This window comes from Geodermatophilus sp. SYSU D00697 (genome assembly GCF_054050175.1).
In genome coordinates, this window is sequence record NZ_JBJGYV010000008.1 from 1 (window position 1) to 18,527 (window position 18,527).

Below are 18,527 nucleotides of genomic sequence, written 5' to 3' on the forward strand. Positions count from 1 at the left end.
CCCCCCCCCCCCCCCCCCCCCCCCCCCCCCCCCCCCCCCCCCCCCCCGCCGCCCCGCCGCCCCCCGCCCCCCCCCCCCCCCACGGCGGCGGGTTGGCGCCGGCCGCCGGCCGGGGAGCTCAGCGCGCGGGGGCGTGCTCGGCGAAGGCGGCGTCGAGGACGTCGAGCGCCTCGGTCAGCAGCTCCTGCCCGATCACGAGCGGGGGCAGGAAGCGCAGCACGTTGCCGAAGGTGCCGGCGGTCAGCACGATGACGCCCTGCGCGTGGCAGGCCTTGGCGATCCGGCCGGTCAGCTCCGCGTCGGGCTCGGTGGTGCCGGGACGGACGATCTCGACGGCGAGCATGGCGCCGCGGCCGCGCACGTCGCCGATCGCGCCGGTGCGCTCCTGCAGGGCCCGCAGCCGCGGCAGCATGGTCGCCTCGATGGCGCGGGCGGCGCCGGCGAGGTCCTGCTCCCGCATGGTGGCGATGGTGGCCAGCGCGGCGGCGCAGGCGATCGGGTTGCCGCCGTAGGTGCCGCCCAGGCCCCCGGTGTGGACGGCGTCCATGAGCTCGGCGCGGCCGGTGACCGCCGACAGCGGCAGCCCGTCGGCGATGCCCTTGGCCGTGGTGACCAGGTCCGGGACGACGCCCTCGGCCTCGGAGGCGAACCAGTCGCCGGTGCGGCAGAACCCGGTCTGGATCTCGTCGGCGACGAACAGGGCGCCCGTCCGGCCGCACCAGTCGGCGATGGCGGGCAGGAAGCCCTCGGCCGGGACGACGAAGCCGCCCTCGCCCTGGATCGGCTCGATGAGCACCGCCGCGACGTTGGCCGCGCCGACCTGGGACTCGATGATCGAGATGGCCCGCGCCGCGGCCTGCGCCCCGGTGAGGCCCGGCTCGTCGCGGAACGGGTAGGACATCGGCACCCGGTGGATGTCGGCCGCGAACGGCCCGAACCCGTGCTTGTAGGGCATGTTCTTGGCCGTCAGCGCCATCGTGAGGTTGGTCCGGCCGTGGTAGGCGTGGTCGAAGACGACGACGGCGGAACGGCCGGTGGCGTGCCGGGCGACCTTGATCGCGTTCTCCACCGCCTCGGCGCCGGAGTTGAACAGCGCCGACTTCTTGGCGTGGTCCCCGGGGGTGATCCGGGCCAGCTCCTCGCAGACCGCGACGTAGCCCTCGTAGGGCGCCACCATGAAGCAGGTGTGGGTGAAGGCGGCGACCTGGGCCTGCACCGCCGCCACCACCGCGGGCGCGGAGTTGCCGACGTTGGTGACCGCGATGCCCGAGCTGAGGTCGATCAGCGCGTTGCCGTCGACGTCGACCACCACGCCGCCGCCCGCGCGCTCGACGTAGACCGGCAGGGTGCTGCCCACGGCGGACGAGACGGCGGCCGCCCGGCGGGCGCCCAGCTCGCGCGACCGCGGGCCGGGGATCTCGGTGACCAGGCGGCGCTCCTGGGTCACGGGCCCGGTCGCGGTGAGCTTGTCGGTCGTCGCGTGCAGGGTCATCGCGCCTCCTCCAGGCCGGCCGCCCCCGACGGGCGAGCCCCCGGCGTCCAGCGTGGGCCCCGCGACGCCCCGTCGGTACTGTCCAGTGTGGCGTCCCGGGGACGCCGTGGTGTCCAATCCGTCGGAGGTCCCCCGTGCCGGTCACCGTCGCGACGCTGCTGGGCACCCGGACCCTGGAGCTGACGCTGCACACGCGCGACGCCGCCGTCGACCGCCCCGTCTCCTGGGTGCACGTCAGCGAGCTGGTCGACCCCACCCCGTTCCTCGAGGGCGGCGAGCTGGTGCTCAGCACGGGGCTGGCCCTCCCACCCGGTGGGTCGGAGATCGCCGACTACGTGCGCCGGCTGGCCGAGGCCGGGGTGGTCGCCCTCGGCCTGGGCACCGGCCTGTCCCTCCCCCGCGTGCCCGACGAGCTCGTGACCGCGGCCGACGCGCACGGACTGGCCGTCGTGGAGGTGCCCCGGCAGACACCGTTCATCGCGCTGTCGCGGGCGGTCTCCCGCGCGCTCGCGGCGGAGGAGTACGCGGCGGTCGCGCGGGCCTCAGCGGTCCAGCAGGAGCTCACCCGCGCCGCGGTCGCCCCCGGCGCGCCGGCCACCGTGGTCGACCGGCTCGCCCGGCACCTGGGCGGGTGGGCGCTGCTCCTCGACGCCGTCGGGACGCCGCTGGAGGCGGCTCCGCCGGGAGCGCGGACCCGCGCCGGGGACCTCGCCGCACCGATCGACCGACTGCGCGGCGCCCGTCCCCCGGCCGGCGCGGCGCTCACCCGCCCCGACGAGACGGTGCTGCTCCAGTCGCTGGGCACCGGCAGCCGCACCCGCGGGTTCCTCGCGGTCGGGCGCCCGGGACCGTTCCCGGCCGCCGACCGGCACGTGGTGAACGCCGCGGCGCTGCTGCTCACCCTGCGGCTGGAGCAGTCGCGGGCACTGGACAGCGCCACCGCGGCGCTGCGGGCCGCGCTGCTCCGGCTGCTGCTCGCCGGGGAGGAGGCCGCCGCGGCCCCGGTGGTGACCGCGCTCGGCGACCGGCTGCCGACCGGGCCGGTGCGTCCCCTCACCGTCCTCGGCAGTGCCGAGCAGCGGGCCGCCGCCGTCGACGTGGCCGCCGACGCCGCGGCGCAGGCCCGGGAGCCGGTGTTCTCGGCGGAGCTGGACGACGCGCTGGTCGTCCTGGCCGCCGCCGAGGGGCCGCTGGACCGCCGGCTGCCCGTCCTCCCCGAGCGGGTGCCTGGCGCCGTCGTCGGCACGGCACCGCCGGTCCCGTGGAGCCGTCTGGCCGAGGGCGTGCGGCAGGCCCGGCAGGCCGCCGAGCACGGCCGGGTGACCGGCCGGCCGGTCACCGCCTTCGCCGACCTCGCCGGCGCCGGCCTGGCCGCCCTGCTCGACGCCGAGGCCACCGCCGCGTTCGCCGAGGCGGCGCTCGCCCCGCTGGTCGCCGCCGATCGCGCCGGCGCCGGGGACCTCGTCGAGTCGCTGCGGGTGTGGCTGGCCGCGCACGGTCAGTGGGAGCCCGCGGCCGCGCGCCTGGGCGTCCACCGGCACACGCTGCGCAAGCGCATCCACCGGGTCGCCGAGCTGCTCGGCCGCGACCTGGACTCCCCCGGCGTCCGGGCCGAGCTGTGGCTCGCGCTGCACCCGCCCACCGCGGTGGAGTGAGAGGGGCGCCCTTCTCGCGCCCTCCCACCCCACCCGGGTGGGGCTCAGCGGAAGGCGGGCATGACCTCGTCGTGGATCAGCTGCAGCTGCTCCTCGACCGTCGCCACGCCGGGCAGCTCGCGCCCGGTGAAGGTCTTGACGATCGAGGCGTCGGTGATCGCGGCGATGAGGTGGTTGACCCCGGTCGGCTCGATCTCCTTGATCTTCGCCGTCACCTCCTCGGGGGTGCCGGCGAACGACAGCTTGTCGGCGATCTCCGGGGTGGTCAGCTCGATGCCCCGGGCCAGGTCGCCCGCACCGATGGCGTCGATGATCGGCTTGAGCTGGGCCGCCTCGATGCCGTGCCGCTCCAGCTGCTCGGCGGGCATGGAGGAGGCGTAGATCCCGACCATGCTGCGCGCGGCGTCCTTCGCGGCCGCGGAGTCCCGGCCGACCGCGACGACCACCCAGGCGCCGAAGTCCAGCGTCGTCCAGTCCTTGCCGGCCCGCTCGGCGCCGATCCGCAGGTTCTCGGCGGCGTACTCGTAGGCCTCGCGGCTGTAGCTGAGCGCGTGGTGGCAGCCGTCGGAGTGCTCGGCGGCGGCCTGGAAGGACTTGGGCCCGCGCATCGCGCCCATCTTGACCGGCAGGTGGGCCTGCACCGGCCGGGCGAAGGTGAACAGCCCGTCGTAGCGGAAGAACTCGCCGTCGAAGGTGATCGCCCCGTCGTCGAGCAGGGTGCGGACGACGTGCACCGCCTCGACCACCCGCGACAGCGGCCTGGTCTTCGTCCAGTCCATCTTGTACTGCGCCAGCAGGCCGAAGTTGCCGCTGGAGAGCACCACCTCGGCCCGGCCCCCGGTCAGCTCGTCGAGCGTGGCCGCCGCCTGGGCGATCAGCGTGGGCTCGCGCAGGGTCACCGGCGAGACGCTGGGCCCCATCCGGATCCGCGTGGTCCGGGCGGCCGCGGCGGCGAAGAGCAGCCACAGGTCCTTGTGCCAGGTCTCGTCGGCCGAGTACACCGCGTGGAAGCCGAGCTCGTCGGCGAGCGTGATCGCCCGCAGCGACTCCTCCAGGGAGTAGTCGGGCAGCATCGCGTAGCTGAACCTCATCGGATCTCCTCACTCACCGGGACACCGGCGTCCCGCCGGATCTGCTGCAGCTGCCGGGCGACCTCGCGGGCGTCCCCCTCGGGGATGTGCGCAGAGTGCCGGTCCGGCCTTGCCAGGAACAGGTAGAGCAGCCCGGTGCCCGCGACGATGACCAGGCCGATCGCCACGATCCAGCGGTCGAGGAAGGTCTCGGTGCCCGGTGCCGGCTTGATCAGCAGGACGATCGCGAAGACGCCGTAGGCCAGCGCCAGCACGTTGACCACCATCCCGGCGCCGCCCAGGTTCCACAGGCCGGCCGGGCGCCAGCCCATCAGCCGCTGGCGCAGCGCGGCGAGCACGACCGCCTGGAAGGCGATGTAGATGCCGAGGACGGCGAAGGCGGTGACGCGGGCCAGGGAGTCCGGCTGCCAGAAGACGAACAGGCAGATCAGCGCCGGCACCACGCAGACGACGAGCAGCGCGTTGGTCGGCACGGCGTGCCGCTCCGAGACGTGCGAGAGCCAGCCGCTGGCCGGGAGCATCCGGTCGCGGGCGAAGGCGTAGAGCAGCCGGCTGCCGGCGGCCTGCAGCGAGAGCACGCAGGAGATGAACGCGACCACCGTGACGACGAGGAAGACCTTGGACCCGGCCGTGCCGAGCGTGCTCTCGAGGATGGTCGGGATGGGGTCGGCGTCCTCGCCGGCCATGATCGCCTGCAGCTGCGCGTCCGGGGCGGCCAGCACGTAGCCGGCGTAGGACAGGAAGCCCGAGACCCCGCCGACGAGGATGGTCAGGATCATCGCCCTGGGGATCCGCCGGGTCGGGTCGGCGACCTCCTCGGCCACGTCGCCGCACGCCTCGAAGCCGTAGAAGAGGAACAGGCCGGACAGGGCCGCGGCGAGGAAGGTGCCCACGTACCCGCTGCCCCCGCCGGCGCCGAGGGTGTCGAAGAAGATCGAGAACGGCTGCTCGCGGCGGAACAGCAGCAGGAACAGGCCCAGCGCGATGACGCCGACGAGTTCGGCGGCCAGCCCGATCTTGGCGATGCGGGCCAGCGTGCGGGTCCCGCTGTAGTTGATGACGAAGGCGAGGACCAGCAGCCCGACGGCGGTGGCCAGCGCCACGCCGGGGGTGGCGTCGATGCTGAACAGGGCCGCGACGAACCCGCCGCCGAACTCGGCCACCGAGGTGACGGTGACGATGATCGCCCAGATGTAGACCCACGAGACGATCCAGGCGTAGCGCCGGTTCCACAGCCGCCGCGTCCACGGGTAGATGCCGCCGGCCAGCGGGTACTGCGAGACCACCTCGCCGAAGACCAGTGACACCAGGAGCTGGCCGGCACCCACGATGACGATCCACCAGATCGCCGGCGGGCCGCCGATGGAGAGGCTGTAGGCGAACAGCGAGTACACGCCCACCAGCGGCGAGAGGTACGTGAACCCGAGGGCCATGTTGGCCCACAGGCCCATGCTGCGGTGGAACTCGCCGGTGTAGCCCAGCGCGGCGAGCTGGGCGTCGTCGGCGGTCTGGCCACCGGGTGGTGCGGGTGGTGTCACCGGGTCTCCTCGGCTCGGTGGCGCGGCATCCCCCGACGGCGTCGGTGTGCCGCAGGCCACAAGGTCGGCCGGAAACCTATAGAGCCAGAGTTCAGAGGACAAGACACGTACGGTTGCGTTCGCGTTCCGCGCGCGTTGCCCGGCTCAGGCGGTCAGCAGGCTCCGGCCGTCCACCGGCACCAGCCGCCACGGGACGCCGGGCAGGTCCGCCGCCGGCCCGGCGGTGAGCGCGGCCGACGGCACGAGCCCGCCGACCAGCCAGCGCGGCGACGTGGAGAGGACCACCCGGTCCTCCTCGGTGACCAGGACGAACGGTGCCGCCACCGGGCCGAGCGCGCGCAGCAGGTGGGTCTCGAACCGGCGCACCGAGACGTCGGCCCCGGCCACGCCGACGAACTCGCCGTCGACCACGACCGGCTCGGTCAGCGTGAGCACGTACCGGCCGGTGCCGTGGACGTCGACGTAGGGCCCGACCACGTGCCGCCGCCCGGTGCGCCGGGGGACGTCGAACCACTCGGTCGCCGTGTAGTCGTAGTAGCCGACGCTGGTCGGCCGCAGGTCCGGCTCGAGCGTGCGCAGCCGGCCGTCCTCGGGTTCGGACTGCCACCACTCCAGGCGCAGCGGCAGTCCGCGGTCCGGCCGCGGCGCGACGACCAGGCCCAGCCCCACGGCGAGCTGCCCGGGCCGGAGCAGCAGCTCGCGGACGTCGTCGCCGAGCACCGGCCGGCCGGCGCGCAGGCCGCTGCGCGCCGCTGGGCGCGAGGCCGCCGCGCGCACCCGCCCGACCGTGGCGAAGACCTGCTCGACGACCTCGGCCACGGCCGCCCTCACGCGGGCGACCTCGCCGGCGGGGGTCACGACACCTCCCGCCGGGGAGCCACGCCACCGCCCTGGACCGCGCGCAGGCGCAGCTCGATCGACCAGAGGGTGCGGGTCTCGATGTGCCCCTCGGTGAGGGCCCGGGCGGTGGCGGCGTCGCGGGCGGCGATGGCGTCGACGACGGCCCGGTGGCTGGCGACGATGACCCCGAGCAGCTCGGGCGCGTGCGCCGGCGGCCAGGGCAGCTGGCCGAGCTCGAGGTGCAGGTCCATCTCCTGCATCGTCAGCCGCACCGACTGGGCGCAGGCCGCCAGCTCGATGTAGAAGCGCCCCTCGGTGCGCCGCTGGCCGGTGACCGAGTCGGCGTGCGCGAGCCGGTCGACGATGTCGCGCAGCCGCGCGGTCTCGGTGCGCGACGCCCGGGTCGCCGCGAGGCGGGCGGCCGCCGCCGCGACCGCGCCGTGCACGTCCCCGAGTTCCCGCAGGTCGGTGGTGCCGAGCTCGGCCAGCCGCGCGTCGGCCAGCTCCCCGAGCACGTCGTCGCGCGCCCGCACGAAGCTGCCACCCCCGCGACCCCGCCGCGTCTCCACCAGGCCGAGCTTGCGCAGCTCGGCCAGCGCCTCCCGCAGGGTCATCGTCGAGACCTTGAGCATGGTGGCGAGGTCGGTCTCGGTCGGCAGCTGCTCGCCGTCCCCCAGCAGGCCCAGGGCGATGGCGCTGCCCACCCGCCGGACGACGGCCTCGCTGCGCAGCGCGCCGTCGTCGAGCGGGGCGAAGACGGCGCGCCGCGCGTCACCGCTGAGCAGTTGCACGCTCGCCTCCAGGGACCGGGATGCGAAGGAGTGTTACACCCCGGAAGCCGAGGCTTAACCGTTGAATCCATAGGTTTTCCTCGTTAGCGTGGCGTCCGCCCACCCCGCCCTGTGACGAGGAGCACGCAGTGACCCAGGTCCACCCCGAACGGGCGCCCGAGGAGACCCCTCGCGTCGACGCCCTCTCCGAACCGTTCACGCCGGGCGCCCCGTCCAACCCGCCGGAGCTGGCGGACTTCCCCGAGACCCTGGCCGGCCCCATCCCGCCGCCGCGGCAGGACCCCAAGACGGCCGCCTTCGTCGAGCAGTGGCGCAACACCTCGTACAACTGCTTCTCCTCGGGCCACAAGTTCTGCCGCGAGGTCTGCCCGGTCACCCAGGTCGAGCGCAACGAGTCGTGGACCCCGACGGCCTTCCACGCCAACGTCGTGGCCATGGAGCGCGGCGAGCTCGACATCGCCGACATCGCCGCCGACTACGTCAACTGCACCCAGTGCGGGGCGTGCGAGCTGCGCTGCCCGAACACCTTGTTCACCGGCGACTTCTACCGCTTCCGCACGCGCACGGTCGACGTCGTCAAGGCGGTCCGGTCGCTGGCCGTGGAGAGCGGCGTGCACCAGCCGAGCTGGCAGATCTGGAACGAGCGCACCGACCTGCGCACCCACGAGCCGGTGCTGGGCGAGACGCCCGTCAGCCAGGAGAAGGTGCGCGACTGGGCCGAGGGGCTCGACATCCCGATCGGCGGCGAGACGGTCCTGTTCGTCGACTGCGAGGCGGCCTTCTACCGGACGTCGGTGCCCCGCGCGGTCGCCCAGATGCTGCAGATGGCCGGGTACGAGTTCGGCCTCATGGGCGAGCAGTGGTGCTGCGGCGGCCCGGCCGCGGAGATGGGCTACGCCGAGCAGGCGCAGCGCTTCGCCCGCCACAACCTGGACAACTGGCGGGCGACGGGCACCAAGCGGGTGCTGGTGCTCGACCCGCACGACTACATCAGCTTCACCGAGGACTACCCGAAGTACTTCGGCGAGGAGTTCGACATCGAGGTCGTCCTGGTGATCGAGGTGCTCGCGCAGCTGCTGCGCGAGGGCCGGCTGACCCCGACCGTGCCGGTGGACCGCGCGATCACTTACCACGACCCGTGCCGGCTCAACAAGCGCAAGGGCATCTGGGCCGAGCCGCGCGAGCTGCTGCGCGCCATCCCCGGGCTCCGGTTCGAGGACGTCGACCGGGTCACCCAGTGGTCCTACTGCTCCGGCGGCGGTGGCGGCCTGCCGATCGAGAAGCCCGAGCTCACCGCCAAGATCAGCGCCGCCCGCCTGGAGCGCGCCGCGGAGCTCGACGTCGACACCCTGGTCAGCGCCTGCCCCTGGTCGGAGCGCCCGCTCTCGGAGGCAGGCGACGCCGAGGACATCGACGTCGTCGACCTGCACGAGCTGTTCGCGCAGTCGCTCGGCATCACGGTGGGCGGCTCCCGCGGGGACGTCGGCGACCGCCGGCTGGCCCAGGAGCGCACCGGCGTCCCCGGCCGGGCGCGCCGGGCCCACGGCAGCAGCCGCGGCGGCTGCGGCGGCGGCGGCTGCGGCGGCGGCGGCTGCGGCGGCGGCTGCGGCGGTGCCGCCGGTGGATCGGGCAACGGCGGCTGCGGGTGCGGAGGGCACTGACCATGACGACCACCGACCCCACCCTGGGCACCGCGCCGTTCACCACCGAGCCGCTGAGCGAGGACCGGCTCAACCAGCTGGTCGCGGCCCTGCGGCCGGTCCTGGCCGACGACCAGGTCCTGCTGGCCAAGACCGACCGCTACAACCGCGCCCGCGTCCCCGCGCCGTTCCCGGTGCACCGCTGGTCCGAGCGGGTGCCCGACGTGGTGGTCCTGCCCACCTCCACCGAGCAGGTGGCGGCCGTGGTGCGGATCGCCAACGAGCTGCGGATCCCCGTCGTGCCCCGCGACGGCGGCACCGGCCTGACCGACGGCGCGGTGCCGCACCGCCGGGGCATCGTCGTCGACGTCAAGCGGATGAACCAGATCCACGAGCTGGACCTGGTCAACCGCACCGTCACGGTGGGCACCGGCATCAACATGCTCAAGCTCAACGAGCGGCTGGCCCAGCACGGGCTGTTCTACCCGGACGACCCGGCGTCCTACCCGTGCTCGCTGGTCGGCGGGCGGATCGGCACCAGCGGGTGGTCACTGATCGGCTCCCGGTACGGGCACACGCGCGACCTGGTGCTCAGCTTCGACCACGTGCTGCCGACCGGCGAGGTGCTGCACGTCGGCGACGGCATCGGGCAGAAGATCAGCAAGAGCTCGAGCGGTTACCAGCTCAAGCACCTGTTCATGGGGCACCAGGGCACCCTGGGCATCGCCACCAAGGCCACGCTCAAGCTGTTCCCCAAGCCGGAGGCCGAGCTCTCCCCGTTCTGGGCGTTCGACAACTACGACGACGCGCACGCCTGCACCGGGGCGCTGGCCCGGGCCGGGGTGGCCACCTTCGCCGGCGCGGTGCTCTTCGACGAGCACAAGGTCGCCTACCTGCGCCGCGACGACGAGGCCTACATCCCCCAGCCCTCCGACGTCCGCGCCCTGGTCTGCGCGGTGATGTACGGCTACGAGGACGAGGTGCGGGCCGGCGGCAGGCGGCTGTTCCGGATCGCCAAGGAGCACGGTGCCCGCTACCTGGGCGACGAGATCTCCGAGGGCGACTGGGCGGCCCGGCACGACCGGTACGCCACCCCCCTGCACGGGCGAACCAAGGACGGCCAGGTCATCCCGATGTCCTGGCACTGCGAGGACGCGGCGGTGAACTTCTCCGCCGTCCCCGCGGTGAGCCGGGCGTGGCACGAGATCCTGGCCGACCTGCGCCGGAAGACCGACGTCTTCGACGACTGGGGGATGTTCGCCTACACCTCGGCCGCCACCGGGGTCGACTACCTGACCGAGATCGACGTCGGCATCTGGGAGCAGCGCCTCGACGACGCCGCCTGGGCCGCCTGGGTGCAGGCGAAGCGGGACATCGCCGCGGTCGCTCTCGCCCACGGCGGGTCGATGAGCGCCTGCCACGGCTCCTGCCGCGAGGGCGAGGTGGACCTGCTGCCCCGCGAGCTGGGCCGGGGCTTCGACGTGATGCTCGAGGTCAAGCGGGCGCTGGACCCGAACAACGTCATGAACCCGGGCAAGTACCTGCTCGACCGGGCCTACGGGAGGGACACCACCGATGAGAACCGATGACCAGCCCGCAGGCCCCGCGGCGACCGCGCCCTACCGGTTCGCCGAGCAGCACACCCCGCCGGCGCCGCAGCCGGTGAGCGAGGTGGCGCAGACGACCTTCGAGCACGTCTACGAGGTCGACCCGCGCCTCATGCAGGAGCACGTGCTCCAGCAGGTGTTCCCCAACTGGGACACCCTGCGCATCATGCGCAGCCGGCACGACCACCTCGCGTGGATGCACCGGCACTTCGCCGAGAAGGTGGTCACCGGGTCGGAGATCCTGGCCGAGGTCGAGGCGGAGATGGGGAATCCGCAGCCCACCGCGCCGGGCGCTGGACCGATCAGCAGCCCGACAGCAGAATGACGACGGGATCAGCACGCGTCTCAGACGAGAGGGACCTGCCGTGAGCGAGAAGCTCGAGCTGCGCAACTTCGTCGGCGGGGAACACGTCGACGCGACGGACGGCCGCCGGATGGACCTGGTCGACCCGGCCTCGGGCGAGGTGTTCGCCACGGCGCCGGTCTCCGGGGCCGAGGACGTCGACCGCGCCTACACCGCCGCGGCGAACGCCTTCGAGGGCTGGCGGGACGCGACCCCCTCGGAGCGGTCCCTGGCGCTGTTCCGGATCGCCGACGCCATCGAGGCGCACGCCGAGGAGCTGGTGGCGCTGGAGAGCCGCAACACCGGCAAGCCGATCGGGCTGACCGCGAGCGAGGAGATCCCGCCGATGGTCGACCAGATCCGCTTCTTCGCCGGTGCGGCGCGCAACCTCGAGGGCAAGGCGGCCGCGGAGTACATGGCCGGCCACACGTCCTGGGTCCGCCGGGAGCCGGTCGGCGTCATCGGCCAGGTCACGCCGTGGAACTACCCGATGATGATGGCGGTCTGGAAGTTCGCCCCGGCGGTCGCCGCGGGCAACGCCGTCGTCCTCAAGCCGTCCGACACCACGCCGGCGACCACGCTGCGGCTGGCCGAACTGGCCGCGGAGTTCCTCCCGCCGGGTGTGCTCAACGTGATCTGCGGGGACCGCGACACCGGCCGGGCGCTGGTCGAGCACCGCACTCCGCAGATGGTCTCGATCACCGGGTCGGTGCGCGCGGGCATGCAGGTCGCCGAGACCGCGGCGCGCGACGTCAAGAGGGTGCACCTCGAGCTCGGCGGCAAGGCGCCCGTGGTCGTCTTCGACGACGCCGACCTCGAGGCGGCCGCGGAGGCGATCGCGGTCGCCGGCTACTTCAACGCGGGGCAGGACTGCACCGCCGCCACCCGCGTGCTGGCCGGGCCGGGCATCCACGACGACTTCGTCGCCGCCCTCACCGAGCAGGCGAGGAACACGAAGACGACCTACGACAACGGCGCCGGCGACGAGGACGCGATGGTGCCGCCGGTCAACAACGCCAACCAGCTCGCCCACGTCACCGGGTTCCTCGACCGCGCCCCCGACCACGCCGAGGTCACCGCGGGCGGGCGACGGCTCGGCGACCGCGGCTTCTTCGTCGAGCCGACCGTCGTCGCCGGGCTCCGCCAGGACGACGAGATGGTGCAGAACGAGATCTTCGGCCCGGTCATCACCGTCCAGCGGTTCAGCGCCGAGGACGAGGCGCTGGCCTGGGCCAACGGCGTCGAGTACGGGCTGGCCTCCAGCGTCTGGACCAGGGACTTCGGCCGGGCCATGCGGATGAGCAGGGCGCTGGACTTCGGCTGCGTCTGGATCAACACCCACATCCCGCTGGTCGCCGAGATGCCGCACGGCGGCTTCAAGCACTCCGGCTACGGCAAGGACCTGTCGATGTACGGGTTCGAGGACTACACCCGCATCAAGCACGTCATGGCCAACATCGAGTCCTGAGCACGACGAGGCCCCGCCCCCTGGGGAGCGGGGCCTCGTCGCGTCCGGACGTGTCAGCCCGACGGCGCTCGCTAGAGGGCGATGCCGGTGAGGACGAGGACCTTCTCCTCGGTGAGGTCCTCCATCGCCGCGTGCACGCCCTCGCGGCCGGTGCCGGAGTCCTTCACCCCGCCGTAGGGCATCTGGTCGGCCCGGAAGCTGGGGACGTCGCCGACGACCACGCCGCCGACCTCGAGTTCCTGCGCCGCGCGGAAGGCGACCTGCAGGTCCCGGGTGAAGACGCCGGCCTGCAGCCCGAACCGGCTGTCGTTGACCCGCGCGAACGCCTCGTCCAGCGAGTCCACGGCATCGAGGACGACGACCGGGCCGAACACCTCCTCGCAGGAGACCCTCGCGGTCGCGGGGACGCCGGTGAGCACGGTCGGCGCGTACGCCGCGCCGTCCCGATCCCCGCCGGTGAGCAGCGTCGCGCCGGCGGCGACCGCTTCCTCCACCCAGCCCTCGACCCGGCGGGCGGCGGCCTCGTCGATCAGCGGGCCGACGTCGGTGGCGTCGTCGGTCGGGTCGCCGGTGACCAGCTCCTGCACGGCCTCGACCACCCGCCCGGTGAGGGCGTCGGCCACGTCGCGGTGGACGAACACCCGCTGCACCGAGATGCAGGACTGCCCCGCCTGGTACATGGCGAAGGTCGCGATCCGGGAGGCCGCCCACGCCAGGGACTCCTCGTCGCCCTGGTCCGGGCCGACGACGACCGCCGCGTTGCCGCCGAGCTCCAAGGTCACGTGCTTGCGCGGCGCCGACTCGCGGATCGACCAGCCGACCGGCACCGAGCCGGTGAAGGAGACCACCGGCAGCCGCGGGTCGCCGACCAGCTCCGCGGCGACGTCGTTGGTCACCGGCAGCACCGACCACGACCCGGCCGGCAGCTCGGTCTCGGCCAGGATCTCCCCGAGCAGCAGCGCGGTCAGCGGGGTCGCCGGGGCCGGCTTGAGCACGATGGGCGCGCCGACCGCGATCGCCGGGGCCACCTTGTGGGCGACCAGGTTGAGCGGGAAGTTGAACGGCGCGATGCCGAGCACCGGGCCGCGCGGCGCGCGCCGGACCAGGGCCAGCCGGCCGGTCGCGGCCGGGTCGGTGTCCAGCCGCTGCAGCGTGCCCGACCACCGGCGGGCCTCCTCCGCACCCCAGCGGAACGTCGAGACCGCGCGGGCGACCTCCAGGCGCGCCCACTTCAGCGGCTTGCCCGACTCCGCGGTGATGAGGGCGGCCACCTCCTCGCTCCGCTCGGCCAGCCGCCGGGACACGGCGTCGAGGGCGGCGGCGCGCACGTGCGCCGGGGTCGCCGCGAACGCCGCCCGCGCGGCGTGCGCCGCGGCGACCGCGGCCTCGACGTCCTCGGGCCCGGCCAGCGTGGTGCGTCCGGCCACGGTGCCGTCGTGTGGCGAGGTGACCTCGAGGACGTCGGTGCCGGTGGCGGGCCGGCCGGCGACCCAGTACGGGGTGGTCATGCGTCCTCCTCGGGACGGGTGCGGGACTCGCGCTGAATCTGCGGGACGCCACGCACCGCGAACCAGAGCCGGTCTGTCCACCGAGGACACCGTGACGCGCCGACCTGGCGCGACATCCGGGCCCGTCCCTCAGTGCGCGGCCCGGCTCCGCGTCGACGGGATGACCACCCACGCCGTGACGGCCGCGACCGCGAGCAGGACGGCGGCGGTGACCGCGGTGACCTGCATGGCCCAGCTGAACGACTCGCGGGCGAGCGCGAGCACCGGCTCGGCCCCCGCCGCGCCCAGCACCTGGTCGGCGCGGGCCAGGGACTCCCGGACCGCTCCCCCGCCGAGGCCGGCCACGTCCTCGGGCAGGGCCCTGCGGTACAGCGCGGTCTGCAGCGAGCCCAGCAGCGCGACCCCCAGCGCGGCGCCCAGTTCATAGGACGTCTCCGACAGCGCCGACGCGGTGCCCGCCCGGTGCGGCTGCACCGCACCCACGGCGGCGTCGGTGCTCAGCGTGAACGCCACCCCGAAACCGCAGCCCAGGACGACGAGCGCGGCGGCCAGCCCGGCGTACCCGGGCAGCGACTCGGCCCCGGCCAGGCCGAGCATCCCGACGGCGGTGACGGCGAGGCCGAGGCCGATCGCCCGGCCCAGCCCCAGGCAGGAGACGAGCGGCCCGACCACGACGACGACGGCCAGCGAGGCCAGCATCAGGGGCAGCTCGCGCAGCCCGGCCTCCAGCGGCGTGGCGCCGCGCACGAGCTGCAGGTACTGGGAGAAGGAGAACAGCAGCCCGGTCAGTGCGAGCAGGGCGATCAGCTGGCTGGCGAGGGCCCCGGAGAAGGCCCGGTTGGCGAACAGCCCGACGTCGACCAGCGGGGCGGGGATGCGCCGCTGCCGGCGGACGAACACCACCGCGGCGACGACCCCGGCCAGCGCCGCGCCGGCCGCGGACCCCGTGAGCCCGTGCCCGACGACCTCCTTCACCGCGTGGACCAGCCCCAGCACCGCGACGATCGACTGGACCGCGCCGAGCACGTCCAGCCGGCCCGACCGGGGGGCACGCGACTCGGGCAGCAGCAGCCAACCGGCGACGAGCAGCACGGCCACGACCGGCAGGTTGACCAGGAAGACCGAGCCCCACCAGAAGTGCTCGAGCAGTGCCCCGCCGACCAGTGGGCCGAGCACCGCCCCGCCGGACGCGCCGGCACTCCACAGCGCGATGGCGCGGGTCCGCTGGCGCGGGTCGGGGAACAGGTTGCGGATCAGCGACAGCGTCGACGGCATCAGGGTCGCCCCCGCGGCTCCCTGTGCCGCGCGGGCCAGCACCAGGGTCGCGGGATCGGTCGCCAGCGCCGCGACGGCGGAGGCCAGCCCGAACGCGGCGGTGCCCAGCAGGAGGACCCGCTTGCGGCCGTACCGGTCGGCCAGGCCGCCCATGAGCACCAGCAGGCCGGCCAGCGCGAAGCCGTAGACGTCGCCGATCCACAGCAGCTCGCCGGCGGTCGGCCGCAGGTCGGCGGTCAGGGCCGGGATCGCCAGCGCGAGCACCGTGCTGTCCACCGACAGGAGCACCACGGCCAGGATCAGGACGGCCAGCGCCGCCCACTCCCGCGGGCCGGCCCGGCGCGGGTCCTCCGGGAGGGGCAGGAGGTCCTCGACGGGCCCGGCGGCAGAGCTCACGGGGCCAGCCTACCGACCAGACGGTTTGTTGTTGTGCGACCTAGGCTGCTGGGGAGCCGGAGCGAGGTGGGCAGTGGCGGGGTCGGTACGGGACGCGGCGCGGACGCGCCGGGCGCTGCTGGACGCTGCCGCCCGGGCGGTCACCGTCCACGGGGCCGGCGTCAGCCTCGACGCGGTCGCCCGGGAGGCCGGCGTCTCCAAGGGCGGTCTGATGCACCACTTCCGGTCCAAGGACGAGCTGCTGACCGCCCTGGCCGACGACCTCTTCGAGCAGTTCGACCGGGCCGTGCAGGACCGGGTCGACCCCGACGACCTCATGCCCGGGCGGCTCCTGCGCGCCTACGTCCGGGCCACCTTCGACGAGCTCGAGGGCGGCCAGGACGCCGTCGAGCAGACGACCCTGATGGCGACGCTGAGCTCCTTCCCCGAGCTGACCCGCCTGTCCCAGGAGCGCTACCGGCGCTGGAACCAGACCCTCGCCGAGGACGGGGTGGACAGCCAGCGCGTCATCGTCGTGCTGCGCGCCTGCGACGGCGTGTCCATCGCCCCGCTGTTCGAGGGCCCCCTCGGCGCCGAGGAGCTCGCCGTCACCCGCGACCTCCTGCTCCGGCTCACCCGCGACCCGGGCCCGCTCGTCGACGGGCCGTGAGCGACGGCGGCGCCCGCGTCCCACCGCCACGACTCGCCGGCCCCTCGGGACCAAGGGCCCTGTGGGGACCGGTGGACGTCGGCCAGCATCCGCCTCATCCGGGGAGGCCGGCGAGAGCGCGTCGAGCGCCGGCGTGCGGGGCCTGGGAGGCACCATGCGACTGCTCCGAGCCGTGGTCGTCGCCGCCGTCGGCGTGGCGTCCGTGCTGTTCGCCCCGGAGACCCCAGCAGCCGACCCCCTCGGCCAGGCGCAGTGCGAGCGCATCTGGATCTGGTGGATCCCCTTCCCCTGCCAGCCGGACTGACCGCGCCGACCTGAGCCGCCGCCGACCGCGGCCGGACCGGGGTCGCCGGCGGTCGGCCGGGAGCTCCGCCCCCCACGATTAGGGGTCCTCCGACCCCATGGACGCGTCTGCCCGGTCGGAGGGCCGCGCCCCGATGCTGCTGCCAGGCGGGCCGGAGGGTCCGGACGACATCGGGGGCGATGAGCGTGCAGCACGACGACGGGAGTGCGGGCGGCTGCCCGTTCAGCGGAGCGGGCGCGACGCGCGGGGTGGCCCGGCGCGGCTTCCTCGCCGGGGCGCTGGCCACGGCAATGGCGCCCGCCGTCGGCGGGCTCGGGGGCACGGCGATGGCGGCCGAGGACCCCGTGCCGACCACCGACCCCACCGCGCCGCCGCCCGCCCCGGAGGCACCCGCGGAGACCGCGGCACACGCCGTCGGCGACCCGCGCGGCGCGGACATCGCCGTCCGCGTGAACCGGCAGGCGCAGGCCCGCTTCGGCCTCATGTTCCCCACCCTGCCGCCCTTCGCGCCCACCGACGGGCTGCTGAAGTGGCTGGCCGCGAGCATGAACGACGGCCTCGCGCCGCTGTCCGACGTCCGGGAGAGCGACCCCGCCGCCGACAACCCGGGGATCCCGGCCGGCTACATCTACTTCGGCCAGTTCGTCGACCACGACATGACGCTGGACAAGACCCCGCTGAGCACCCGGCTGCAGGACCCGCTGGCCATGCGGAACTACGACACACCGTGGTTCGACCTGGGCAGCATCTACGGCAAGGGCGTCAAGGGCAGCTCCGAGCTCTACGAGACGACGGACACGGCGTCGCCCCGCTACGGCTACCTGAGGCTCTGGCACCACGACGACCTGGTGGACCTGCCGCGCGACGACGTCGGCGCCGCCTATCTCGGCGACCCGCGCAACGACGAGAACCTGATCGTCGCCCAGCTGCACACCGTCTTCATCCGGCTGCACAACACGTTCATGGACCAGGGGCTGGGCTACGCCCAGTCCCGCAAGCTGACCCGCTGGCACTACCAGTGGCTGATCGTCAACGACTACCTGCCGCGCATCGTCGGCCAGGACGTCGTCAACACGGTGATCAAGCGCGACGGAGCCGGGCCGATCAGGTTCCACGGGACCTTCTACAAGCCCGAGCACCCGGACAACCCGTACATGCCGATCGAGTACTCGGGTGCGGCCTACCGGTTCGGGCACAGCATGATCCGCGCCGAGTACGAGATGCAGGACGGCCACACCGTGCCGATCTTCGGCGCCGACGGCTTCGAGGACCTGCGCGGCAACCGGCCCATCCCGCACGACCTCTGGGTCGACTGGAACTACTTCTTCGACATCCCGGGCCTCGAGCCGCCGGACGACCGGAACTTCGCCCGGCTCATCAACACCCAGCTCTCGTTGCCGCTGTTCACCCTGCCGCCGACGGTCGTGGCCCGCACGGACAAGGCGATCATCGCCCTCGCCGAGCGCAACCTGCTGCGCGGCAAGCGGCTCGGGCTGCCGTGCGGGCAGGACGTGGCCACGGCCATGGGGATCACCCCGCTCACCAACCAGGAGCTGGGCCTCCGGCAGCCGGGCTGGGGTGGCAAGGCGCCGCTCTGGTACTACGTGCTCAAGGAGGCCGAGCTGCTCGGCAAGGGCCTCAGGCTCGGCCCGGTCGGCGGACGGATCGTCGCCGAGGTGATCCTCGGCATCATGGCGCTGGACCCGGAGTCCTACTTCAACCTCAAGCCCGGCTTCCAGTGGAGGCAGGACAAGGAGGTGGGCGACCTGATCCTGTTGGCCGGCGCGCTGGACCCGCGCTCGCGGATCGTGCCGCCGGACGACGACGAGGTCCCCGAGACCGGCCCGCTGCCCCTGGAGCCCGGCGAGGAGATCAACCCGGAGGCCACCTCCCCGGTCGGCTCCCTGTCCCTGGTCGAGTGAGAGGACAT

15 protein-coding genes are annotated in these 18,527 nt (G+C 74.2%); 8 read left to right on the forward strand and 7 right to left on the reverse strand.

The window, feature by feature from the left end; genetic code table 11:
- Positions 1–118 precede the first annotated feature (118 nt).
- Positions 119–1,492 (reverse strand): 4-aminobutyrate--2-oxoglutarate transaminase, encoded by a 1,374-nt coding sequence (gabT, locus tag ACI79C_RS09070; protein ID WP_456945311.1) that lies wholly within the window; start codon positions 1,490–1,492, stop codon positions 119–121.
- Positions 1,493–1,626: 134 nt separating this feature from the next.
- On the opposite strand from gabT, the gene ACI79C_RS09075 reads away from it, so the two are divergent.
- Positions 1,627–3,147: a PucR family transcriptional regulator gene (locus ACI79C_RS09075; RefSeq protein WP_456945312.1), complete on the forward strand. Its 1,521-nt coding sequence runs from the start codon at positions 1,627–1,629 to the stop codon at positions 3,145–3,147.
- A gap of 44 nt (positions 3,148–3,191) precedes the next feature.
- Here ACI79C_RS09075 and ACI79C_RS09080 read toward each other — a convergent pair whose 3' ends face one another.
- The 4 genes from ACI79C_RS09080 to ACI79C_RS09095 form a co-directional block, all read right to left on the reverse strand.
- Positions 3,192–4,238, reverse strand: a complete 1,047-nt coding sequence (locus ACI79C_RS09080; protein WP_456945313.1) for an LLM class flavin-dependent oxidoreductase — start codon at positions 4,236–4,238, stop codon at positions 3,192–3,194.
- Entirely contained in the window at positions 4,235–5,776 is a 1,542-nt protein-coding gene (locus ACI79C_RS09085; RefSeq protein WP_456945314.1) for an APC family permease, read from the reverse strand. Before ACI79C_RS09085 ends, ACI79C_RS09080 begins: the two co-directional genes overlap by 4 nt.
- A gap of 144 nt (positions 5,777–5,920) precedes the next feature.
- Positions 5,921–6,634 (reverse strand): PDC sensor domain-containing protein, encoded by a 714-nt coding sequence (locus ACI79C_RS09090; RefSeq protein WP_456945315.1) that lies wholly within the window; start codon positions 6,632–6,634, stop codon positions 5,921–5,923.
- Positions 6,631–7,407, reverse strand: a complete 777-nt coding sequence (locus ACI79C_RS09095) for a FadR/GntR family transcriptional regulator (protein ID WP_456945316.1) — start codon at positions 7,405–7,407, stop codon at positions 6,631–6,633. Before ACI79C_RS09095 ends, ACI79C_RS09090 begins: the two co-directional genes overlap by 4 nt.
- 128 nt (positions 7,408–7,535) lie before the next feature.
- Between ACI79C_RS09095 and ACI79C_RS09100 the strand changes: the two genes are divergently transcribed.
- From ACI79C_RS09100 to ACI79C_RS09115, 4 genes are read left to right on the forward strand one after another with little or no spacing between them, the layout of a single operon-like run.
- Positions 7,536–9,068, forward strand: coding sequence for a (Fe-S)-binding protein (locus tag ACI79C_RS09100; protein WP_456945317.1), 1,533 nt, complete (start codon positions 7,536–7,538; stop codon positions 9,066–9,068).
- A gap of 2 nt (positions 9,069–9,070) precedes the next feature.
- The gene (locus ACI79C_RS09105) at positions 9,071–10,636 is read left to right on the forward strand and encodes an FAD-binding oxidoreductase (RefSeq protein ID WP_456945318.1); all 1,566 of its coding nucleotides are present in this window, start codon (positions 9,071–9,073) and stop codon (positions 10,634–10,636) included.
- Positions 10,623–10,979: a hypothetical protein gene (locus ACI79C_RS09110; RefSeq protein ID WP_456945319.1), complete on the forward strand. Its 357-nt coding sequence runs from the start codon at positions 10,623–10,625 to the stop codon at positions 10,977–10,979. Before ACI79C_RS09105 ends, ACI79C_RS09110 begins: the two co-directional genes overlap by 14 nt.
- 40 nt (positions 10,980–11,019) lie before the next feature.
- Positions 11,020–12,465: a gamma-aminobutyraldehyde dehydrogenase gene (locus ACI79C_RS09115; protein ID WP_456945320.1), complete on the forward strand. Its 1,446-nt coding sequence runs from the start codon at positions 11,020–11,022 to the stop codon at positions 12,463–12,465.
- Between the two features lie 71 nt (positions 12,466–12,536).
- On the opposite strand, the gene ACI79C_RS09120 is transcribed toward ACI79C_RS09115, so the two are convergent.
- Together ACI79C_RS09120 and ACI79C_RS09125 are read right to left on the reverse strand one after the other, a co-directional pair.
- Complete coding sequence (locus ACI79C_RS09120; RefSeq protein WP_456945321.1) at positions 12,537–13,973, reverse strand: aldehyde dehydrogenase family protein; 1,437 nt, start codon at positions 13,971–13,973, stop codon at positions 12,537–12,539.
- Positions 13,974–14,102: 129 nt separating this feature from the next.
- Positions 14,103–15,644 (reverse strand): MFS transporter, encoded by a 1,542-nt coding sequence (locus tag ACI79C_RS09125; protein ID WP_456945322.1) that lies wholly within the window; start codon positions 15,642–15,644, stop codon positions 14,103–14,105.
- A gap of 73 nt (positions 15,645–15,717) precedes the next feature.
- Between ACI79C_RS09125 and ACI79C_RS09130 the strand changes: the two genes are divergently transcribed.
- The 3 genes from ACI79C_RS09130 (at position 15,718) to ACI79C_RS09140 (ending at position 18,519) form a co-directional block, all read left to right on the forward strand.
- Entirely contained in the window at positions 15,718–16,293 is a 576-nt protein-coding gene (locus tag ACI79C_RS09130; RefSeq protein WP_456945323.1) for a TetR/AcrR family transcriptional regulator, read from the forward strand.
- Positions 16,294–16,447: 154 nt separating this feature from the next.
- A complete protein-coding gene (locus ACI79C_RS09135; RefSeq protein ID WP_456945324.1) occupies positions 16,448–16,597 on the forward strand; it encodes a hypothetical protein in 150 nt (49 codons plus the stop codon).
- A 179-nt stretch (positions 16,598–16,776) separates the two neighbouring features.
- Entirely contained in the window at positions 16,777–18,519 is a 1,743-nt protein-coding gene (locus ACI79C_RS09140; protein ID WP_456945325.1) for a peroxidase family protein, read from the forward strand.
- The last annotated feature ends 8 nt before the right edge of the window (positions 18,520–18,527 follow it).